Raw genomic sequence first — 21,658 nt, forward strand, 5'->3', positions numbered from 1 at the left:
ATGACGTATAAACACAGCAAATCATTAGATATCACAAAAGACTTTATTCTTCCCTGTAGAAAAGATGAACTTGATTCTATAAAGGAATTTTTACCAATTGAAAATCCAGATTTTGATGGCAGTTTCTCTACTCATCAATTACTTTACGGAACACAAGGTAATAGAATATACCTCATAGGTTTAGGAGAAGAAAAACACAATTCTCAATTAGAGAAAACATTTCAGAAATTAGCTTTTGAAACTCAAAAGTATTGGAATAAAAACATTCAAGTTTATACTGAAAACCTAACAGAAGATGACATAAAAAAAGCTGTTATTGGCTTAAAAATGGCACAATATGCCATTGGTGAATTTAAATCTAAAAAAGAGAAAACTAATAAAATTACGGTTTCATTTACATCTTCAAAAACTATAAAAAATGTTTTAAATGAGGGGAAATACACAGGCGAAACCATAAATAGAATTAAAGCTTTAGTTGATTCGCCACCAAATATAAAAACACCAGAATTTTTAGGGAAGTGGGCAGAGAAATCAGCTAAGGATACGGATTATAAGTGTTCTATATTAAAACATAAAGAATTAAAAAAGCAAGGATTTGAAGCTGTGCTCTCTGTTGGAAAAGGAAGTGTAAACAAACCAGTGGTTATCATCACAGAATACACACCAAAAAAGAGCAAAAAAATTGATATTGCTCTGGTTGGTAAGGGAATAACTTTTGACTCTGGAGGATTATCTATAAAACCCTCTACCAATCTTCATTACATGAAAAGTGATATGGGAGGCGCTGCAGTTGTTTTGGGTGTTGTGGAACTCATTGCTAAACTAAAGCTAGATATTAATATCGTTGGTATTGTGTGTTCTGCAGAAAATGCTGTAGATGCAGAAAGCTATAGACCTGGTGATGTTATCAACTCCTACTCTGGTAAAACTATTGAAATTATTGATACTGATGCTGAAGGCCGTTTGGTTTTAGCAGATGGATTAAGTTACGCCGTAAAAAATATAGAACCAGAATACTTAATTGATTTAGCCACCTTAACAGGAAGCGTTGTAAGAACTTTAGGTTATGAAGCAGCTGGAATGTTTACACACAACGAAGAAATGGCCAAAACCATGTCTGAAATTGGATATAAAGTACATGAGCGTGTTTGGCAATTACCAATGTTTGAAGAATATAAAAGTGATTTACATAGTGATATTGCAGATCTCAGAAACTTTAGCGGCAAACCATTAACTGGTGCAACCAATGCTGCACAATTTTTAGAGTCATTCACTGAAGAACACAAAAATTGGATGCATTTAGATATTGCAGGTGTTTCTTTTGGAAGTTCGCCTTATGCTAAGATGAAAAGTGCTTCAGGTTATGGTATTCAGTTAATTACTGAATTTATAAAATCAAAAATTTGAAGCTGTTATTGCGTTATTAATTTTAAATCACTAATTTAATATCTAATTTATATCAAAACCAATACCATGGCTAACCAACCACTAAACTTTCTTTGTATTTCCACTTATTTTAAAGGAGAAGATTTTTTAAAAAGTGTAAAAGCTGAAGGAAATAATGTTTATTTATTGACTAAAAAAAAATATGATAATGAACCTTGGCCTTGGGATGCTATAGACGATACATTTTACATTGAGGAATGGAATCACGAAGATGTAGTAAAAGGTATTGCCTACAAATTCAGAAACATAAAATTTGATCGGTTTGTAGCTTTAGATGATTTTGATGTTGAAAAAGTAGCACTTCTAAGAGAACATTTTAGAATGCCTGGTATGGGAAGAACCACAGCCCATTATTTTAGAGATAAATTGGCTATGCGAGTTAAAGCTAAAGAAGAAGGCGTTAATGTACCAGAATTCACAGACTTATTTAATAACGACTCTATTAACGATTATGCTGACAGTGTAAGTCCTCCTTGGTTAATAAAACCAAGAATGGAAGCTTCTGCAACTGGAATTAAAAAAATACATTCTAAAGATGAATTGTGGCACGTCATTAATGAACTTGGTAATGAACGCGATAATTATTTAGTCGAAAAATTTGCACCTGGAGACGTATATCATGTAGATGGTCTAAATGTAGATGGAAAAGTTGCGTTTGCAAGAGTAAGTAAGTATTTAGATACACCATTTGAAGTGGCTCATGGTGGTGGTATATTTAGGTCTGCAAGTTCAGAAATTGGCTCTAAAGTAGAAAAAGCGCTGCAAAAAATGAATGCTGCAGTTATGAAAGCATTCGGTATGCAATTTGGGGCATCACATACAGAGTTTATACAATCTAAAGCCACAGGAGAGTTATTCTTCTTAGAAACATCATCTAGAGTTGGTGGTGCCAATTTAGCCGAAATGGTAGAATATGCTTCTGGCATAAACCTTTGGGGAGAATGGGCTAAAGTAGAGTCTGCTAATCTTTTAAACAAAACCTATAAACTTCCAAAAATCAATAATCAATATGCAGGTATTGTAGTATCCTTAAGTCGATTTGAACATCCAGACACGTCAAGTTTCACGGATAAAGAAATTGTTTGGCGTATGGATAAAGCATGGCATATTGGACTCATTGTCGTTTCAGATTCTAGTGAGCGTGTTTTAGAACTATTAGATCGCTATACAAAACGTATTGGCGAAGAATTTCATGCTAGTTTACCTGCTCCTGATAAATCTGAGTAAAAAATCTTTCAATTTCAAAATAAAAATCAACCTTACCATCTTTTTTAAAAATGCAAGAAATCGCAGAAAACCAATACCAATTAGCTAGTAGAAAAAGACGAATTGCTGCCTTTCTCGTAGATCACTTTGTGATGACATTTTTAATCGTTTCTATTACTTTTTTAGCATTAGGACCAGATTACTTAAACGAACCTGATTTCTCCAAAATAACAGCCGTAATGCTAACGACACTATTATTAGGTTTTGCTGTTTATTTTGGTAAGGATTCTATCAAAGGTATTAGTATTGGTAAATGGATTTTTGGAATAATGGTTAGAGATGAAGATAATCCTGAAGTTGTACCATCTATGGGAAAATTATTTTTCAGAAACATATTTATAATCATTTGGCCTGTAGAATTTATTGTATTAGCAACAAGTAATGAAAAGAAGCGTTTAGGCGATAAAGTTGCGAAAACAATTGTGGTTAAAAACCCTAAAAAACCAGCCAAGCTTCCTAGAATACTTACTTTAGTTGGTGCTGGTTTAATTTTTATAACGTTTATGATTCTATTTGTTGGTGCAGCAATGAAAAACTCTGATGCTTATAAAGTCGCTGTAGAAAACATAGAACAAAACGAACGTATTATAGAAGAAACTGGTGGTATTAAAGGTTATGGAATGATGCCTTCAGGAAGTATAAATATAACTAACGGATTTGGAGAAGCACAACTATCAATTACAGTTTTAGGCAATGAAAATGATGTAAACGTTGGTGTTTACTTAACTAAACAACCTAATGGAGACTGGCAATTGATAGAGATGAATCCATAAACTAAATTTTGAAATTTTACAATCCTAAATTCTCTCTTGCTCTTATCATCATTCAGCTTTTTTTTTCGTTGAACCTTTATTATGATTTTGTAATGTGGGGAAAAAACAATCCAAAATTAGATGCACTCGTTAATCGAGATTTTAATGGAGACGCACTATTTATTTTCGTCGTGATAATTGGACTTTATGAAATGACAACAAAGCGAGGTCATTATAAAAAAATACTTAGAATTATTATGAATTGTATTGTCTTTGGTACTTTCTTATCAAAGAAAATACCAATAAAAAATCTTTATGATGCTATTTTTAATTCTGCTTGGTTTATAGCAAGCATTGTTCTAATACTAATGGTCATTAGAATTATATTCATTAGCAAAAAGTATTCAACTTTCAGTAATTAGAATACAATTCCACATTCATAAGAATTGTAATTTTGTTTTAGAATTAAATAAAATGATTAAAAAGATTTTAAAACGAATAATGATTACAACCCTTATTATAATTGGTTTATTGGTAACAGCATATTTTGCTTTCACCAACTACTACCCTAGTTTTGGTGGCGATGTTTCTAAAGAACAAAAAGCTATTTATTCAAAATCAGAACAATTTAGAGATGGAAAATTTAATAATACAAATCCTGTTCCTAAAGAATTAAGTTTTTCTGAAACTATGAAATTGGTATATACGTTTTTTACAACAAGAGTACCTAATGGAAGACCTAAACACGATTTAAAAGCAATTAAAATAGATTCTACAAATATTGCAGAATATAATGGCGAAGCCAGAATGGTTTGGTTTGGTCATTCATCTTTTTTATTGCAATTAAAAGGTAAAACCATTCTATTAGACCCAATGTTTGGCAAAGTGGCTGCACCTTTAGATATTTTAGGAGGCAACCGGTTTAATGAAGAGTTTCCTTTAGAAATTGCGAAATTACCCAAAATTGATGCCGTTATTTTCTCACACGATCATTACGATCATTTAGACTATAAATCAATTTTAAAAATTAAAGATAAAACCAAACATTTTTATGTGCCATTAGGCATAAGCACACATTTAAAAGCTTGGGATGTTCCGTCTGATAAAATTACAGAGTTAGATTGGTGGCAAAACACAGAATTTGAAGGTTTAAATTTAGTCTGTACACCTGCTCAACATTTTTCTGGACGTAAAATGAATAATGGACAAAGCACCTTATGGAGTTCTTGGATTATTCAATCTAAAACTGAGAACATCTATTTTAGTGGAGACAGCGGTTATACTAACCACTTTAAGGAAATAGGCGAAAAATATGGCCCTTTTGATTTGGCTCTTATGGAATGCGGACAATACAATGATAGATGGTCTGATATACACATGATGCCAGAAGAAACTGCTCAAGCAGGAATTGATTTAAAAGCCAACAAAATAATGCCAATACATTGGGCAGGATTCAAGTTAGCCTTGCATGAATGGACAGATCCAATTGAGCGTGTTACTAAGAAAGCAAAAGAGCTAAACCTTAACGTTATTACACCTAGAATTGGTGAACAAATAATAGTTAAAGACTCTACCCACACGTTCACTGATTGGTGGAAAGATTAATAATTTCCTTATCTTTATTTATACATGAAAGAAATTGTTCAAATAAATAGTATTGCCGAAGTACATGCTTATTTTGGATTAAAGAAACCCAAACATCCTTTAATTTCTATTATTCGTGTTTCTGATAGCGTAGAAGATATAGATATTGAAAACTTTAAGTATGCTTTTAATTTATATCATATTAGCTTAAAAGATAATTGTGAATACACCATCTCTAATTATGGTCAAAATTCTTATGATTATCAAGAAGGTTCCATGGTTTTTGTGGCACCCAATCAGGTATTAGAAATTGAAAGACAAAATATTAACCAAGAAGATTCAGGTTGGAGCATAGTGTTTCATCCTGATTTAATTAGACAATCTAAACTAGGTAAACGAATTGACCATTATTCATTCTTTGAATATGCATCAAACGAAGCGCTTCACCTCTCTAACGAAGAACGACAAACCGTAACTGAGATTTCTCAAAAAATAGAAAAAGAATTTAGTAGCAATATAGATGCTCATAGTCAGACTTTAATAATTTCGAATTTAGAATTACTTTTAAATTATTGTGTACGGTTTTATGATCGTCAATTTTTTACAAGAACTAATTTAAATCAGGATATTGCTAGTCAGTTCGAAAAACTTCTTAAAAACTATTACGGTAACAACAAGCAATTACAATTTGGTATTCCGTCTGTTAAATATTGCGGCGAAGCTATGAATATGTCACCAAAATATTTGAGCGATTTATTAAAGAAAGAAACAGGTCAAAGCACACAAGACCATATTCATAAATACATCATTAATAAAGCTAAAAACAGATTACTTAATTCTAATGAAAGCGCAAGTGAAATTGCATATAGCTTAGGGTTTGAATATCCACAATACTTCAGCAAAATTTTTAAAAAGAAGACAAGCATGAGTCCAAATGAATATAGGCAACGTTTAAATTAGTAAGTAACTTGACTATACTTATAAGTTTTCTGCATGTAATTTTAATTCTGCATTCATTCTTTCAAATCCCATTTTAGTATCCTCATCTATTTGTTTAGAGAACATTTTAACCAAAATGCCACAAAAATTCTCCCTTTGCTCGAAAAGCGTTGTACCATTGCCGTTATCTGATAATTTAAAAGCATGTTCACCATCAAAAAGTCCTTTAAACCATAGATGACCAAGCCATTTCAATTCTTTTTCTTCATCTCTCACCAAAACAGTTGGTCTAAAAGTCATACCTTGTATTTTAATTTTAATCTGGTTACCAACTTTTACATCGCCTGAGACTGACTTTATAAAAGAATTCCATTTAGGGTAGTTATCAAAATCAGTTAAGATTCTCCATACTGTCTCTATATCAGCATTAATAGTAATTGATGTTGTAATCTGCTTTGTCATTATAATAAATTTATAAAACAAAGATCTATACTATTATAGGTGCTCCTCTTGACAAATATCAAGAAATCTTTTTTTGTCGAATTCTGCTAAATGTTTCTGGAGACATACCTAGCATTGAAGCTAAATATTGCAAAGGTACTTGGTTAAATAAGGCTTTATTATTTTTAAAAAGTTTATCGTAGCGTTCTTCAGCACTAAGAGATAAATGACTAAAAACGCGTTCTTCAAGATGAACAAAACAACCTGCAATAAATTGCTTTTCCATTTCCGCCCAATTAGGAACTACTGCATTTAAAAGTGCATAGTTTTCACTATTAATGGTGTAAAGTTTACAATCTGTAAGTGCTTGTATATTGAAACGTGCTCTTTGTTTAAAGCTAAAACTATATAAGTCCGTGATGAACGAGCCTTCAGTAGATATCCATTGTGTAATCTCTTTATCATTATAATTAGCAAAGACACGAATAATACCACTTCGCACGAAGCTCAATTTTTCACAATATTGACCATTCTTTGTAAAATACTCACCCTTTTTTAATTCTGTTTCATTAAACAAGGATGTAATTTTATCCATATTTTGGTTAGATACACCAAAATATGATGTTATATATTTCTCTAATTCTGTCAATGAAATAATTTCTTTAACTTAATATGGGTAATTAATAAGCTTTAATTCTCAAAAAATCCTGTACTACCACCAACCCAAGTTTTGTCTTTATTATACTTTACACCTACCATTTCGCCTTTACTTAAACGCATTAAATTGCTTACAATTTCTGTTTTGTTGGTTTTTGAATTATGAAGCATCATCATTCTAATTTCGCATTTTGCTGGCACATCCATTGTCTCAATTACTGGTGCATAAGCGACTTTTTCTTGCAGTAGATAATTAGATTTATTGGATAAACCATCAATCATTTTTTTAGTAACATGAATCTCAACACCTGCACCAGCAAAGGAATATAAAGGTTTTAAAACGTAATTTTCTAAATCAGAAGGGATTTCTTTAAGTTGGTCTAAATAATAAGATTTAGGTACATAATCTCCTTTTAATAATGGCATTGTGTATTTACTGATTCTATAAAACCAATTGGGATGGCCAATCCATTCTACATCAACTTCATCTTGAAAACTAAATTCAGTTTTTAAATCTGTTCTCTGGTGTAGCTCATCAAAAATAATTCTGTTATAAATTTTTGATACTTCAACTTCAGATTTATTTTCATCTAAATAATAAAGTATCTTTCCTCTTTTCTTTAAATCAGTTATGCAGAGCACCTTAATCCCTAATTCTTTTGCTGTAGCATAAAAATCAACTGCTGTTGCTTGTTTTTCTGGTTCTATTTCTAAAAGTACAACCTGTTTAGGATTGGTATCTCCTACAATCTCTTGTTTTAAAAGTACTAAATAATCATCGGCAGTCATTCCGTTTAAATGCTGAGAAAAACCTTCAGGAATTACATTACCAAAATGCTTAATATATTTTCGTCCTAGTAATTCTTGAAAATAATATAAAGAAGGAAATCCTTGTAATTCGATTAATTTAGGCGTTAAATCGCCATTCTCATCCTTACAAATCCCAAAATCGAGTTGAATAAATTTAGATTGTTCATCTTCATTTGGTACAATTGTGTTTGTATCAAAAAAAGCACCATCAGTCAATTCTTTAAAATTAGATTTATTAATAACAGACATGATATCATCACAAGCCTCTATTAATTTCTCCTTAAGTGCTTTAGATAAAAACACTGGTGTTTCTGCAATTTTAAACGGAACATGATAATTATAAGTCCCATTTATATCTTTTAAGAAAGCATCATATTTTTCTTCCGAAAAATTAGCATTATAAACGTCTCTAATAGGCTTTATCATTATTACTTAGACATTAAAGGTTCCTTAATCTTAATAATTGCGTTTTCTATAAACTGAGGTAAAATTGTATTATAGGTTAATTCAATCTTTTCAGGATCATCAATCCTATCCATCATCTGACTGTATTTTTTCTCGCCAAAACTAGAAATAACTTTATTTTTATTTTCCTCTAGTTTAAAATAAGCCTCCATACTAACTGGTTCTGCTTCAGGATGAAACTGTGTTCCCACAAATTCCTCCGAAAACCTAACAGCCATAATAGCACGCTCTAACTCTACATGCGTTCTAATTTTTTCAAGACTTAAAATGGTAGCGCCATGTTTTTTAAAAACCGTTAATTTAGGCTGAATCAACTGCCAATCTCTTGAATCTACGGCGTAGAAAGGGTCATTTAAACCTTTAAAGATAACATCGTTATGTCCTTTTTTAGTTTGATGCACTTTTAAAATTCCAAATGACGTGCTGCGTCTTGGCTTTAGTTCTCCTAATTGAAAATAATCACAAATAACTTGAAACGAATAACATATAAAGAAAACAGATTTCTTCTGGCCGTTAGAGGTTTTATTAAAATCCCAAAGATTTTGCATTAACTTCAAATATGGTTTTCGCCATTTGCCTTCATCTAAAGGACTTCCTGGTCCTCCACTTGATATATATATATCAAATGATGTATCTGGTAATTCATCTTTAGCTCTTACATTGAAGATTTGGTAATCAACTTCAGAACTAAAACTATTTACAATTTCAGTAATACAACGTAACCCTTGATTGGGTTCGTCGTTATTCATATCTAAAATAGCGAGTTTTAATTTTTCTTTTATCATTGGTAAAATGTAGGTAATTTATAATCCTGAAATAGTTTGCTCCGTTATATAGTCTACTACTTTGGTTAGGTCGTTTGTTTGTTTAAAAATTTCGAGCTGACGGTCTGCTCCTGTTCCATTTTTAATCATTTCATGCACATATTCAATTTCTTTTCGAGAGCCTAAATCATCTACGACATCATCAATAAAATCTAGTAATTCTAACATTAAAAGTTTTGTTTCAACTTCTGCTTCTTTACCAAAATCTATCATTTTCCCTTCTAAACCATAACGACTTGCACGCCATTTGTTTTCATTTATTAAAGCACGATGGTAATTCATAAAATTAAGATTATGTGTTCTTAAATCATATAATTTAGCCACTAAAGCTTGAATAATTGCCGTTATACAAACAGTTTCATTAACGGTTAAGGGAATATCACAAATTCTAACTTCTAACGTTGGAAAAAATGGATGTACTCTAATATCCCACCATATTTTCTTAGGATTATCAATACAATTTGTTTTTACTAAGACATTAACATAGTTTTCATACTGCGCATAATTTTCAAAAACACCAGGAATTCCTGTTCTAGGAAATTTATCGAACACTTTAGATCTAAACGATTTAAAACCTGTGTTTCTACCTTCCCAAAATGGCGAATTAGTAGATAAAGCGTACAAATGCGGTAAAAAGTAACGCATAGAATTTACAAGATGAATGGCCATTTCCTTATCTTCCATGCCAACATGTACATGTAAACCAAAGATTAAATTAGAACGTGCTGTATCTTGCAACTCCGTAATTATTTCATCATACCTTGGATTTGGTGTTAACAACTGGTGTTCCCATTTAGAAAATGGATGTGTACCAGCAGCTCCTATTTTGTATCCCAAATCATTAGCAATACCAGAAATAGATTTACGTAAATGCGTAATTTGATGTCTTGCATCTGTAATGTCTTCACAAATATTTGTACCAACCTCTACAACAGCTTGATGCATTTCTGCTTTTACCTGGTCATTTAAAACCTTGGCAGCTTCTGTAACAATTTGTTGGTCGTGAGAAATTAATTCTCTAGAAACAGGATCAATAATTTGATACTCTTCTTCGATACCTAAAGTGAATTTCATATAAAAAATATTGGAGGTTAGTTAGGCAAATAAATTTATGAATAAATTGAATACAATTTGAGCGTAACTTAAAATATAAACTTTAGTCTTTAGTCACGCTCAATTTTGAAATTAGTCACAAACTGATAAAATATAGTCAGCAACAGTACTGAAGAATGGTTACTTTACCTTTCCTCCATTTAATTCATCCTGTAATTTTTTTAGCTCATCCCATTTTCCATTAGCAGCTAATTTCGCTTGTTTTGGCCAAGTATCGGTAACATGATTACCGCGCACATCTACAATAATTTTAGTGATTTTTGCAGATTTGGTTTTTGCCAATTCGGCAAACGTAGTAATACTCGCTTTTGCCAATGTCGCTGCAATTTTTGGTCCAATACCTTCTATTTTCTTTAAGTCATCTGGCTTTACATTTTTAGCAGGAGCCTTTTTTACAGCAGTTTTCTTAGGTACTGTTTTTTTAGCTACAACATTTTTAGCAGGTGCTTTTTTAATTGCCACTTTTGTAGCTACAGCTTTCTTATCAGCAACTTTTTTCACAGCCTTCTTTTTAGCTGTAGGCTTCTTTTTAGTTGCCTTTTTAGGTGCAGCTATTTGATCCTTTACAAAAGTTCCCCAAGTTAAGTTCATTTGACCCTTTTTGTATTGTTTTGCTCTTGCGATTGCCATATTAGCAGCATTCTCTACAATCCATTCAAAATTGTCTTCGCCTACAGAATTTATATCAGCATCTGGTGCAGGATTACAAAAATCAATAGCATATGGAATTCCGTCTCTTACAGCAAATTCAACCGTATTAAAATCATAACCTAAAGCTTTATTTAATTTAATACAATAGCTCTCAACTAAATCTAATAGCTTCTTATCAACAGGAGGACCATCAATGACGTAGCGCAAATGATGCGGATTACGAGGCTCATATTGCATAATATGAATCTGGTCAGTACCTAAAGCATAACACCTAAAATATTCCGTGAAATTAATTTCTTCTTGAAGCATCATTACTAAATTCTCCGTTTCACCATGCTTAGCCCATAAATCTTCAGGACTTTCTACACGATAAACACTTTTCCATCCACCACCATCATGTGGTTTCATGTAAGCAGGAAAACCAATAGTATCGAACATTTTTTCCCAATCGAAAGGGAATTTCATGTTTCTAAAAGAATTTTCATCAGTATCTGGTGGACGATGAGAAGACGGTAAAATAAAGGTTTTAGGCACAGGTACTCCAATAGACTCTGCTAAAGCATTATTAAAGAATTTTTCATCTGCACTCCACCAAAACGGATTGTTTATTACTGCAGTGCCAGTGATAGCTGCATTTTTTAAATAGGCTCTATAGAAAGGTACGTCTTGAGATATTCTATCAATAATAACAGCATACTCATCTGATTTTGCTTGCTCTACAGTATCGATAGAAACAGCTTCAGCCATCATATCTTTAATACCTTGTTCTTCTATTTTTTTATTAACTCTATCAATAAATGCCCAAGGGAAGGTGTTTTCTTGACCGAATAAAATTCCTATTTTTCTCATACTTAAAATGGATTAGTTGGTTTAATTAATTTAGTTTGTAAGCTTATAATTTAGATAAATAATGTGGAAACATTCTATTCCACAAAGGCCAATCATGTTCTGCCCATTTATGCTCGTCATACCAGAAAGGTATGTTTTTTTCTGTTAATATGCTAGCCATTTGCTTATTAGAATCTAAACAAATATCCCATTCACCTACACCAAGAACTATTTTCATATTCCACAATTCAGGATGACTTGCTCCTGGTAAGAAATCTACAGGATTATTATAGAATACATTATCATCGTAATGACCATCTACAAATGATTTAATATCAAAAGCACCACTCATACTAAACATATGACTTACACGCTCTGGATGTCTAAACGCAAAATTTGCGGCTTGATAACCACCAAAACTCGGTCCTGCCACGGCAACCTTATTCATACCTTTTTCATCACAAATTTTATTAACGAGTTCATTCATAATAAACTCATCATACCACGCATGGTTTTTAGCACGATCTGCAGGATGAATACTTTTGTTATACCAACTTAATTCATTGATACTGTCAGGACAATAAATCTGAACTAAACCTTGTTCTACAAACCATCTCACAGACTCTACAAGTTGCATATCTCTGCATTCATTATGCTTTCCCATTGTTGTTGGAAACAAAATTACAGGGTAGCCAGTATGTCCAAAAACAAGCATTTCTATATCTTTACTTAGTGTTGGTGAATACCATTTAAAGTGTTCTTCTTTCAATTGAATAATTTTTAGTTAATTATTAAAAATTTTAAGTTGGCAAAAGTAAGCTATTTCAATCATTAATATAACCCTTTATCACTGAAAACAAAATAGTTAGCCTCAAATTTATTTCGCTTTAAATTAATGTATCTTTAGTTTTTCTTACTTATTTTTCTGCAATGACAATTCAGCAATTAATATTTTGATAATTACATATTTATGATAGATAAAATTCACCAATTTCATAAAAACGAAAAATAAACATACTCTTAAAAATAGTAAAAAAACTTATTAACTTTTTTAATTATTACCTGTTCACATAAAAGCTTGAATAATCGCTTATTAAAATTTCAAAATCTTTAAATTTGTATAGCATTAAATAAATCTAATATGAATTATAGAATTGAAAAAGATACGATGGGTGACGTAAAAGTGCCTGCCGACAAACTTTGGGGAGCACAGACAGAACGTTCTCGTAATAACTTTAAAATCGGAGCTTCGGCCTCAATGCCATTGGAGGTTGTTTATGGGTTTGCTTATCTAAAAAAAGCAGCAGCATATACTAATTGCGAACTAAACGTTTTATCTAAAGAAAAACGTGATTTAATTGCACAAGTATGTGATGAAATTTTAGAAGGTAAACACAATGACCAATTTCCACTAGTAATTTGGCAAACGGGTTCTGGGACACAGAGTAATATGAATGTGAACGAAGTTGTTGCCAACAGAGCACATCAAATTGCCGGAAAAGTAATCGGTGATGGCGAAAAAACAATTCAGCCAAATGATGATGTTAATAAATCACAATCATCTAACGATACGTTTCCAACTGGTATGCACATTGCAGCTTATAAAAAAGTTGTAGAAACTACAATTCCTGGTGTTATTCAATTACGTAATACATTACACAAAAAATCTATTGAATTTAAGGAGGTTGTAAAGATTGGACGTACGCATTTAATGGATGCTACGCCATTAACTTTAGGACAAGAATTCTCTGGATATGTATCTCAATTAGACCATGGTTTAAAAGCATTAGAATCTACACTTGCTCACTTAAGTGAATTAGCTTTAGGAGGTACTGCAGTTGGTACAGGCTTAAATACGCCAGAAGGTTATGATGTGTTAGTGGCAAAATATATTGCTGAATTTACAGATTTACCATTTATAACAGCCGAAAATAAATTTGAAGCTTTAGCAGCACACGATGCGATTGTAGAAACTCATGGTGCATTAAAAATGTTAGCCGTTTCACTAAATAAAATTGCAAATGATATTAGAATGATGGCATCTGGACCTCGTTCTGGTATTGGAGAAATCATAATTCCGGCAAACGAACCAGGAAGTTCTATAATGCCAGGAAAAGTAAATCCAACACAATGTGAAGCGTTAACTATGGTTTGTGCTCAGGTTTTAGGTAATGATGTAGCTATTTCTGTTGGTGGAACACAAGGTCATTATGAGCTGAATGTATTTAAACCAATGATGGCTGCAAACATTTTACAATCTGCACAATTAATTGGTGACGCTTGTGTAAGCTTTGAAGAGCATTGTGCGAGTGGTATAGAACCAAACCATAAGGTAATTAAAGAATTACTAAATAATTCTTTAATGTTGGTAACTGCATTAAATACAAAAATTGGGTATTACAAAGCTGCTGAAATTGCAAATACGGCTCATAAAAATGGAACAACATTAAAAGAAGAAGCTGTAAATCTTGGTTATGTATCTGCTGATGATTATGACGAATGGGTAAAACCAGAAAACATGGTTGGTAGCCTAAAATAATTGAAATTAATTAACCATTTAAAACAATAACATATGAAACACAAATTACTATTTACATTTGCTTTATTAGGTTCTTTTGCATTTGCACAAACTACATTTTTGCCAAAAGTAACCATTAATGGATCTACAGGTGATGCACCTTATGCTATAGATTCTGGTTTAATTGATGGTGATGCTTTTATAGATGTTGTAATTGGTACAAACCTAGGCAACACTATAGAATGGTATAAAAATAATGGAGATAATACCTTCACTTTACAAACGTTGGTATCTAACGTTCTTGACGGTATCGTTGAAGTTAAGCTAGTTGATTTAAATAACGATGGCTTTTTAGATATTCTGGCTTCTGCTTATAATAATGATCGTGTTGTTTGGTTTACAAATGATGGTGCTGGTAATTTTTTAACTCAAAATGTCATTTCTAATTCTGTTTTAGGTGCTTCTGGTATGGCTGTTGGTGATATTAATAACGATACTTTTCCTGATGTTGCTGTATCATCATATGATAGTGACGAAGTGATTTGGTTCTCTAACGATGGAACGGGTTCTTTTACTTTAGAAACAAATAAAATTGATAATACTTTAAACGCACCAGGCGCAGTAAAATTAATAGATATTGATAGTGATGGCGATTTAGACGCCGCTGTTGGTACTGCTGCCTATAGTGGTGATGTTATAGAAATATTTAGAAATGATTTAATTCCTGGAGGAACAGTGTCATTTATTAAAGATGCTACTTCAGTTGCCACTGGTAAAGTTGGAATATTTAATCTAGAATTTGAAGATTTAGATGGCGATTCTAATTTAGACATTTTAGTATCTGAAGTTTCCTATGGAGGTGGTCCAAATGGTAATTTATATTGGTATGAAGATAATGGTTCTGGTTTTACAGAAACAGTATTTACAACCTCAGTAAGCAATCCTGCGTTAGCGCGTTTCAAAGATTTAGATAATGATGGCTTAAATGATATTGTTCTAGGCAATGGAAAATCAAATGCTGGTAATGACCTAGTTTGGTTTAAAAATAATGGTGCTGGTGTTTTTGCTGCAGAAGAAGTTATAGACGCTACCCAAAGCCAAGCATTTGTGCATGCCATTGAGGATTTTGATGCCGATGGTGATTTAGATATTGCCACGTGTGCATATAATAATGACGCTTTAAATTATTTCGAAAATCAAAAAGTTGTGCTTAGTATTCCTGTTTCAGAACTAGAAACGGTGTCTATATTTCCTAATCCAACAACAGATTTTTTAAATTTTGAAGGTTTTGATACATCTATGAATGTGACAGTTTTTGATGCTTTAGGAAAACAAGTTTTAACAAAAACAATATCTAATGGCGAAAAGCTTGATGTATCACAATTAGCTACTGGTATATACACAATAAAGTTGAATGATAAGTTCTCAACAAAATTCATTAAGGAGTAAATTATTATTAAATAATTAACGATTAACGCTGGTAAATATCAACTAGCGTTTTTTTTTGTTCAAAAATTTAACAATCTTTACAAAAACACCAATCTCTATGTCTATTCTAATTTTAAATATCAAACAACTTCTACAGGCACATGAATCTAATGTAACCATCTTAAAAGGAGATGAAATGAAAACGCTTTCAGTACTCGAGGATGCTTATGTTTACATAGATCATGATACCATTATTGAATTTGGTAAAATGGAAGATTATAGAACTATCGAAGCTGATACTGTTATAGACGCTACAGGTAAATTGGTTCTACCCTCTTGGTGCGATTCTCATACGCATATTGTATATGCTGGTGATAGAACTTCAGAATTTGTAGATAGAATAAATGGCTTATCCTATACTGAGATTGCGAATAAAGGTGGTGGAATTTTAAATTCGGCTAAAGTACTTCAAAACACATCCGAAGATGAATTATATGAACAATCTATAAAACGATTAAACGAACTTATAGCTATGGGAACTGGTGCTGTAGAAATTAAAACTGGCTATGGATTAACCGTTGAAGCAGAGTTAAAAATGCTAAGGGTTATAAAACTCATTAAACAAGAAAGTTTAGCTGTTATCATTCCTACACTTTTAGCTGCTCATGCCATACCAGAAGCCTACAAAACAAAAAAACAAGATTATATAAAATATATCACAGACGAATTAATTCCTAAAGCGGTAGAATCTAATATTACACATTATTTAGATGTATTCTGCGAAGAAGGCTATTTTGATATTAACGATACCGAAACCATACTTAAAGCAGGTAAAGCTCACAATTTAAGACCAAAAATACATGTTAATCAATTTAATATTTTAGGTGGTATTGCTCTTGGTGTAAAGTATAATGCACTCTCTGTAGATCATTTAGAAGAATTAAACGACGATGATATTAAAGCTTTAAAAGGCAGTGAAACTATACCTGTTGCATTACCAGGTTGTTCTTACTTTTTAGGAATCCCTTACACTCAAGCTAGAAAAATTATTGATGCAGGTTTACCATTAGCAATAGCCACAGATTACAATCCCGGTTCTGCACCAAGTGGAAACATGAATTTTATTGTGAGTTCTGCTTGTGTAAAACTAAAAATGACACCTGAAGAAGCTATTAACGCTGCAACAGTAAATGGCGCTTATGCCATGGGAATTAGTAATATGTACGGCAGTATAACACGTGGAAAAAAGGCGAATCTACTCATTACAAAACCAATGAATCATTATAGTGAAATACCTTATGCTTTTGCTCACAACCCAATTGAGCAAGTCATTATAAACGGTCAGTTATTATAAAACAAAAAAAATCCAGAAGTAACCTTCTGGATTTTTTTGCTATCAATCAATCAAATAATAATTTCTTATTTCAATGTAAACTCTGAAGAAGAAATTAATTCTTTATTGTTAAATACATTTATTTTATAACGACCAGCTTCAAATTTAGAATCCTCTGAAGGCGAAACATATTCGCAAATATTTAAATTTCTGTTTTCGTAATTAAATCTACTAATTAAACTGTAGTTTAAAACTTGATCATCAAACTGCATCTGATCATTAGCACCTAATACATTATTCATTGGGTCAATAACCTGAACGTATAATTCCTTATCACCTGCTTCAGTTAACATGTTTTTTGCAACCGTGAAACAAACTTTAATTTTATCGCTACGTCTTGCACGCTCCATTGGTACTTGTTTTCCACTAGCTCTTTCTAAAACTCCCATACCAACTAAACCTACAGTTTGTAAAGCTGCCGCATCTTTAACAACACCTGCCAATTCTGTGTTTTGAACTAAAAGTGAATCTGTAAACATTGTACGCTCAGCCAATTGTACTTGTGTACTATCTAAAGACGTCGCTAAATATTGGTTTTCAACTTTTAAACGATCGTTTTCAGTTAATAAAATCTCCATTTCTTCTTCTAGCGCTTGGTACTTCTTTTTGTATCTCCATAAACTGTTAACACTGTTCTGAGAGATTTTAAGCGAATCCATTAAACCTTGAATACGGTCTCTAGCTGCAATTAAATCTTGATTTTTTACTTCACTATCAGCAATAGCTTCATCGTAATCTTTAGCTAAATTGCTTAAGTCATTCATTACTTGTTGCTTTTCGCTAACTAGTAATTTTTCATTTTCCTGCTTTTCATTATACAACTTAGATGTATAAAATGCAGTTACTAAGAATAATACAGCTAAAATAGCTAAACCTACTTTTAGTGCGGTACTTGATTTTTGTGAACCATTCATAAATTGTTTCGTTTTAGTATTGTTAATTGTTGTTTTAATTGTTTAATTGAGATCAAAGTAATTAAATAAAACTGTACTTTTATTCTATTATTTTAATTTTTTCCAAATGAATCATTTTATCTTATTTACTGAAAAAGAAAAACAAGAGTTTTTAAAGAAACGTAAAGATGAATCAAAATTTGGTGAACATATTCAGTTAATTCCTAACCTCACTAACATATACGATGATATTGTTAATTTAGACGTTGACTATGTAATATTTGGAATTAAAGAAGATATTGGAGTTTATGGAAATCACGGAAGAACAGGCACTTACAAGGCTTGGGATGCCACTCTAAAAATTTTGTTAAATATACAAAGTAATGCCTTCACATTAGCAAAACGGGTATTGGTATTAGGTCACTTACAGTATAATGAACAGCGTGAATCATTACTTAATCTAGATAATTCTAAGAAAAAAGATTTACATAAAATTAGAAGTTTTGTCGAAATTATAGATAAAGACGTCACATGTTTAGTTTCAACAATTGTGAAGGCAGGAAAAATCCCAATTGTCATAGGAGGAGGACATAATAATGCTTACGGTAATATTAAAGGTTGTGCTTTAGCTCACAATGAACGTATGAATGTTGTAAATTTTGATGCACACACAGATTTTAGAGCAGAAGAAGGCAGACATAGTGGTAATGGATTTAGTTATGCTTATGCGGAAGGCTTTCTTAAAAATTATTTTGTTTTTGGATTGCATGAAAATTACACCTCAGAAGCTTTGCTAAAAAAAATGAAGAAAGTAAAGTCCATAAAATATAATACTTACGAATCTATTGAGGTTAGAAACGATGTTGATTTTAAACCTGAAATGAAATCTGCTTTAGACCATGTTTCAGATAAGCATTTTGGCATTGAGATAGATTGCGATGCTATAGAGAACATACCAAGCAGTGCAAAAACTCCAAGTGGATTTAGCATTAAACAAGCCAGACAGTTTGTAAACTATTTTGGAAAACATAGCAATGCCACCTATTTACATATTTGTGAAGCTGCACCAACAAAGAAAACCGCTACCAAAGTTGGCAAATTAATTACATACCTGATTACAGATTTTATTAGAGCAAATGACAATTAAAATTATAGAATTCAATAAAAAGTACACACAAAACTTCTACGATTTGAATATTGAATGGCTTAAAACCCATTTTTATGTGGAAGCTTATGATGAGGAAGTTTTAAGTCAACCAGAAAAATATATTATTGATAAAGGTGGTGTTATATTCTTTGTACTAAAAGATAAAAATGTTGTTGGAACAGCTGCTTTAATGCTTACAAGTAAACCTAATATTCTAGAATTAACAAAAATGGCTGTTCTACCAGAACTGCGTGGTCAAAAGATTGGACAACAATTATTGCAGCATTGTATAGATTACGGTAAATCTCAAAGCTTAAAAGGCCTACTACTCTACTCTAGTCGAAAACTAGAAAATGCTATACACTTATATCGTAAATATGGATTTGTAGAAATTCCAGTTGAGGAAAACTGTCCTTATGAACGCTGTGATATAAAGATGATGTTAGAGTTTTAGTTTTGTTATACTGAATTTATTAGATTCTGAAACCAGTTCAGAATGACAAACAAGTAACTCAGTTTATTTACTATTATTGGATTTAAATATTTTCAACTTTAAGGATAAAAATTATAGAGCCTATCTCGTGCTTTAAGATATTCTCTATCTTTTGATTTTGTCATGCTGAATTTATTTCAGCATCTCATTTCAATAAGTGTTAGATTCAGATTCTGAAACGAGTTCAGAACGACAAAGAGGACCGTTTCATTCATTAAATAATCGAATGAGATAAATCTTATTAACTAAAAAGACCTGTCAGGTTTTAGAAACCTGACAGATCTGAATAATTTAAAATCAATTTTTTATTGTCCTCCTATGGCTTTTAACGAATCTAATTCGCGTTGAAGTGCATCAATTTTATCGGTATTATCTTCAACTTTAGGAATACTCATTAGTGAATCCATTTCTTGTTCTATTATATCTTCATCCTTTGGCACTTCCTTAAAGTAATAACCAATGCCTTCACTAGATCTCCAAGCTTCGTTTAATTGGTTATAAACTTCCTCATCCCAAGTGCTTGGATGCTTAACATCTATCCAAATCACATCTCTATATTCACTATCAATCAATACTAAATCTGGTGTGGCAGATCCATCAAATTGTTGTGCATCAGTAGAACTTATTGAAGAAATTGTACCTAAGAAAAACATACGTTTTCTACCAGCTATATTCTTTATATATGGTCTAAATTCTACAGGTGTACTTGCATTCCAATCATATTCTTTACGCGATTCTTTAACTTTTAATGGCATTGCAGAAACACCTGCATAACCTTGTTTTTTGGTCGCGTGATCATAGTAATACAATTTATCTGTTCCGTCTGCAGGAATAAACACACTATAACTTAAACTGGTGCGCTCATCGCCTACTGGCTCTAAACCAAACCAATGGTATAAACCACTAAATGCATCTGAATTAGAACCTGCAAAATCAAAATCTGTAACATATGGTTGTTGATTTTGGTCTTTTGGCATCATTGGAATTTTTACGGCTGTTTCCATATTCCAAGGTAATGGATCGCTAAATCCACCCAAGAATTTTAAAGATTCTGCTTCAAGTTGAGAAACTTTTTCTGATAAGGTATTTTGTTTCATTAAAAAAGGATGATTCTTAATCTCATCTGGACTCACAAAGGTTCCTTTACCAATTGTAATTCTTTCTATATAATCGTTAGCATCATGTTCTCCACTATCAATTATCATCACACCACCAAATGATGGATAAGGAAAAAAGAATCCTTTCCACTTTATTAAACTTACTACTTCTACCCATTTACCAGCATCGTTTTTCATGTAAAAGGTGTCACTTGGCTCATAATTAAAAAGCATCCAAGGATTAAATCGCTGCACTACAGCATTGTATGTATTTCTACTAAACTTTAAGGATTCTCCAATTGAAAACGTAACAGGTATTCTATTTTCATTAGAAAACCTAGGAAATGGTGTTGTACTGCTAACAGCAAATACTTCTTCAGTATTGTCACTTATTTGTTGCATTACGTACTTTTCGCTTGGCTGTATGGCCATAGTCCATTTGTTCTCTGTTCCTATTCTTACTAAATGTGGTAATGAGACATCTTTTGTTTCTCCAACACTTTCATTTGCCATAGAAAAAATGTTTCTTAATGGCTGAATACGTTCGTTTTGTGTTAATGGTAATTCGTTAATTTCAACTTTATTTAAACTGTTGAATACATTATAAGTTCTCATGTAATCGTACATTTTAAAATGCCATCCTACTGTATATAAAATACCAAAGAAAATGATGAGTAGCGCGAGCATGCCTAATCTTCCGCCTGTACTTGCCGAATTTCTGAATTTTCTCAATCCAAAGAATAGCACCAATACACTAACGAGAATTATAAATATGTATTTACGTAGAAATAATAAAACAGGTTGGTAATCGTCTCTAAAAAAGAACAATAGCACTAATAATAGCAACACCACAAAAATTGTGATTCCCTTTTGTTTTCCGCCTTTATTCCAGTAATTTTTAATCATTTCTTAA

18 protein-coding genes and 2 pseudogenes are annotated in these 21,658 nt (G+C 31.9%); 10 read left to right on the forward strand and 10 right to left on the reverse strand.

The genetic code is table 11. The features are described 5' to 3' along the window. From Q0891_RS07290 to Q0891_RS07310, 5 genes are all read left to right on the forward strand, one after another. Positions 1-1,407 (forward strand): M17 family metallopeptidase, encoded by a 1,407-nt coding sequence (locus Q0891_RS07290; protein WP_299100264.1) that lies wholly within the window; start codon positions 1-3, stop codon positions 1,405-1,407. A gap of 66 nt (positions 1,408-1,473) precedes the next feature. Continuing rightward, a complete protein-coding gene (locus tag Q0891_RS07295) occupies positions 1,474-2,673 on the forward strand; it encodes an ATP-grasp domain-containing protein (RefSeq protein WP_299100266.1) in 1,200 nt (399 codons plus the stop codon). Between the two features lie 50 nt (positions 2,674-2,723). Continuing rightward, positions 2,724-3,485: a cytochrome c oxidase assembly factor Coa1 family protein gene (locus Q0891_RS07300; RefSeq protein ID WP_299100268.1), complete on the forward strand. Its 762-nt coding sequence runs from the start codon at positions 2,724-2,726 to the stop codon at positions 3,483-3,485. Positions 3,486-3,938: 453 nt separating this feature from the next. Then, on the forward strand, positions 3,939-5,069 hold the full coding sequence (locus Q0891_RS07305) for an MBL fold metallo-hydrolase (protein WP_299100270.1): 1,131 nt from the start codon (positions 3,939-3,941) through the stop codon (positions 5,067-5,069). Positions 5,070-5,093: 24 nt separating this feature from the next. Then, on the forward strand, positions 5,094-6,008 hold the full coding sequence (locus tag Q0891_RS07310; RefSeq protein ID WP_299100272.1) for an AraC family transcriptional regulator: 915 nt from the start codon (positions 5,094-5,096) through the stop codon (positions 6,006-6,008). 18 nt (positions 6,009-6,026) lie between these two features. Here the strand turns inward: Q0891_RS07310 and Q0891_RS07315 are convergent, their stop codons facing one another. From Q0891_RS07315 to Q0891_RS07350, 8 genes and pseudogenes are all read right to left on the reverse strand, one after another. Continuing rightward, on the reverse strand, positions 6,027-6,449 hold the full coding sequence (locus Q0891_RS07315; RefSeq protein ID WP_299100274.1) for an SRPBCC domain-containing protein: 423 nt from the start codon (positions 6,447-6,449) through the stop codon (positions 6,027-6,029). 58 nt (positions 6,450-6,507) lie between these two features. Beyond that, the gene (locus tag Q0891_RS07320) at positions 6,508-7,023 is read right to left on the reverse strand and encodes a Crp/Fnr family transcriptional regulator (protein WP_299100276.1); all 516 of its coding nucleotides are present in this window, start codon (positions 7,021-7,023) and stop codon (positions 6,508-6,510) included. A 95-nt stretch (positions 7,024-7,118) separates the two neighbouring features. Beyond that, complete coding sequence (locus tag Q0891_RS07325; RefSeq protein ID WP_299100278.1) at positions 7,119-8,321, reverse strand: hypothetical protein; 1,203 nt, start codon at positions 8,319-8,321, stop codon at positions 7,119-7,121. A 2-nt stretch (positions 8,322-8,323) separates the two neighbouring features. After that, the gene (locus tag Q0891_RS07330; protein WP_299100280.1) at positions 8,324-9,145 is read right to left on the reverse strand and encodes a GMP synthase; all 822 of its coding nucleotides are present in this window, start codon (positions 9,143-9,145) and stop codon (positions 8,324-8,326) included. Between the two features lie 18 nt (positions 9,146-9,163). Further along, positions 9,164-10,258: a carboxylate-amine ligase gene (locus Q0891_RS07335; RefSeq protein ID WP_299100282.1), complete on the reverse strand. Its 1,095-nt coding sequence runs from the start codon at positions 10,256-10,258 to the stop codon at positions 9,164-9,166. A gap of 159 nt (positions 10,259-10,417) precedes the next feature. Further along, positions 10,418-10,807 (reverse strand): annotated as a pseudogene (locus tag Q0891_RS07340) (helix-hairpin-helix domain-containing protein); the annotation flags it as partial. Between the two features lie 42 nt (positions 10,808-10,849). Beyond that, positions 10,850-11,797, reverse strand: a pseudogene (locus tag Q0891_RS07345) (RimK family alpha-L-glutamate ligase); the annotation flags it as partial. Between the two features lie 43 nt (positions 11,798-11,840). Then, the gene (locus tag Q0891_RS07350) at positions 11,841-12,545 is read right to left on the reverse strand and encodes an alpha/beta fold hydrolase (protein ID WP_299100284.1); all 705 of its coding nucleotides are present in this window, start codon (positions 12,543-12,545) and stop codon (positions 11,841-11,843) included. A 372-nt stretch (positions 12,546-12,917) separates the two neighbouring features. Between Q0891_RS07350 and fumC the strand changes: the two genes are divergently transcribed. The 3 genes from fumC to hutI all read left to right on the forward strand — a co-directional run bounded on the left by fumC (position 12,918) and on the right by hutI (position 17,076). Continuing rightward, on the forward strand, positions 12,918-14,315 hold the full coding sequence (gene fumC / locus Q0891_RS07355; protein ID WP_299100286.1) for a class II fumarate hydratase: 1,398 nt from the start codon (positions 12,918-12,920) through the stop codon (positions 14,313-14,315). 33 nt (positions 14,316-14,348) lie between these two features. After that, a complete protein-coding gene (locus tag Q0891_RS07360; RefSeq protein WP_299100288.1) occupies positions 14,349-15,743 on the forward strand; it encodes a T9SS type A sorting domain-containing protein in 1,395 nt (464 codons plus the stop codon). A 97-nt stretch (positions 15,744-15,840) separates the two neighbouring features. Next, a complete protein-coding gene (hutI, locus tag Q0891_RS07365; protein WP_299100290.1) occupies positions 15,841-17,076 on the forward strand; it encodes an imidazolonepropionase in 1,236 nt (411 codons plus the stop codon). A gap of 65 nt (positions 17,077-17,141) precedes the next feature. Here hutI and Q0891_RS07370 read toward each other — a convergent pair whose 3' ends face one another. Beyond that, the gene (locus Q0891_RS07370) at positions 17,142-18,029 is read right to left on the reverse strand and encodes a chromosome partitioning protein ParA (protein ID WP_299100291.1); all 888 of its coding nucleotides are present in this window, start codon (positions 18,027-18,029) and stop codon (positions 17,142-17,144) included. 106 nt (positions 18,030-18,135) lie between these two features. Here Q0891_RS07370 and Q0891_RS07375 point away from each other — a divergent pair, with 106 nt between their 5' ends. Together Q0891_RS07375 and Q0891_RS07380 are read left to right on the forward strand one after the other, a co-directional pair. Further along, positions 18,136-19,155, forward strand: coding sequence for a formimidoylglutamase (locus tag Q0891_RS07375; protein WP_299100292.1), 1,020 nt, complete (start codon positions 18,136-18,138; stop codon positions 19,153-19,155). Further along, on the forward strand, positions 19,145-19,609 hold the full coding sequence (locus Q0891_RS07380; protein WP_299100294.1) for a GNAT family N-acetyltransferase: 465 nt from the start codon (positions 19,145-19,147) through the stop codon (positions 19,607-19,609). Before Q0891_RS07375 ends, Q0891_RS07380 begins: the two co-directional genes overlap by 11 nt. Before the next feature lie 344 nt (positions 19,610-19,953). On the opposite strand, the gene Q0891_RS07385 is transcribed toward Q0891_RS07380, so the two are convergent. Next, complete coding sequence (locus Q0891_RS07385; protein WP_299100296.1) at positions 19,954-21,651, reverse strand: hypothetical protein; 1,698 nt, start codon at positions 21,649-21,651, stop codon at positions 19,954-19,956. Positions 21,652-21,658: the final 7 nt, after the last annotated feature.

Source organism: uncultured Winogradskyella sp., assembly GCF_947498005.1.
Classification (GTDB): domain Bacteria; phylum Bacteroidota; class Bacteroidia; order Flavobacteriales; family Flavobacteriaceae; genus Winogradskyella.

Coding starts and splice junctions, on each gene's coding strand:
- Q0891_RS07380 (WP_299100294.1), top strand. CDS start 19,145: ATGACAATTAAAATTATAGAATTCAATAAAAAGTACACACAAAACTTC.
- Q0891_RS07300 (WP_299100268.1), top strand. CDS start 2,724: ATGCAAGAAATCGCAGAAAACCAATACCAATTAGCTAGTAGAAAAAGA.
- fumC (WP_299100286.1), top strand. CDS start 12,918: ATGAATTATAGAATTGAAAAAGATACGATGGGTGACGTAAAAGTGCCT.
- Q0891_RS07315 (WP_299100274.1), bottom strand. CDS start 6,449: ATGACAAAGCAGATTACAACATCAATTACTATTAATGCTGATATAGAG.
- Q0891_RS07320 (WP_299100276.1), bottom strand. CDS start 7,023: ATGGATAAAATTACATCCTTGTTTAATGAAACAGAATTAAAAAAGGGT.
- Q0891_RS07305 (WP_299100270.1), top strand. CDS start 3,939: ATGATTAAAAAGATTTTAAAACGAATAATGATTACAACCCTTATTATA.
- Q0891_RS07290 (WP_299100264.1), top strand. CDS start 1: ATGACGTATAAACACAGCAAATCATTAGATATCACAAAAGACTTTATT.
- Q0891_RS07385 (WP_299100296.1), bottom strand. CDS start 21,651: ATGATTAAAAATTACTGGAATAAAGGCGGAAAACAAAAGGGAATCACA.
- Q0891_RS07310 (WP_299100272.1), top strand. CDS start 5,094: ATGAAAGAAATTGTTCAAATAAATAGTATTGCCGAAGTACATGCTTAT.
- Q0891_RS07360 (WP_299100288.1), top strand. CDS start 14,349: ATGAAACACAAATTACTATTTACATTTGCTTTATTAGGTTCTTTTGCA.
- Q0891_RS07325 (WP_299100278.1), bottom strand. CDS start 8,321: ATGATAAAGCCTATTAGAGACGTTTATAATGCTAATTTTTCGGAAGAA.
- Q0891_RS07295 (WP_299100266.1), top strand. CDS start 1,474: ATGGCTAACCAACCACTAAACTTTCTTTGTATTTCCACTTATTTTAAA.
- Q0891_RS07330 (WP_299100280.1), bottom strand. CDS start 9,145: ATGATAAAAGAAAAATTAAAACTCGCTATTTTAGATATGAATAACGAC.
- Q0891_RS07335 (WP_299100282.1), bottom strand. CDS start 10,258: ATGAAATTCACTTTAGGTATCGAAGAAGAGTATCAAATTATTGATCCT.
- Q0891_RS07375 (WP_299100292.1), top strand. CDS start 18,136: ATGAATCATTTTATCTTATTTACTGAAAAAGAAAAACAAGAGTTTTTA.
- hutI (WP_299100290.1), top strand. CDS start 15,841: ATGTCTATTCTAATTTTAAATATCAAACAACTTCTACAGGCACATGAA.
- Q0891_RS07370 (WP_299100291.1), bottom strand. CDS start 18,029: ATGAATGGTTCACAAAAATCAAGTACCGCACTAAAAGTAGGTTTAGCT.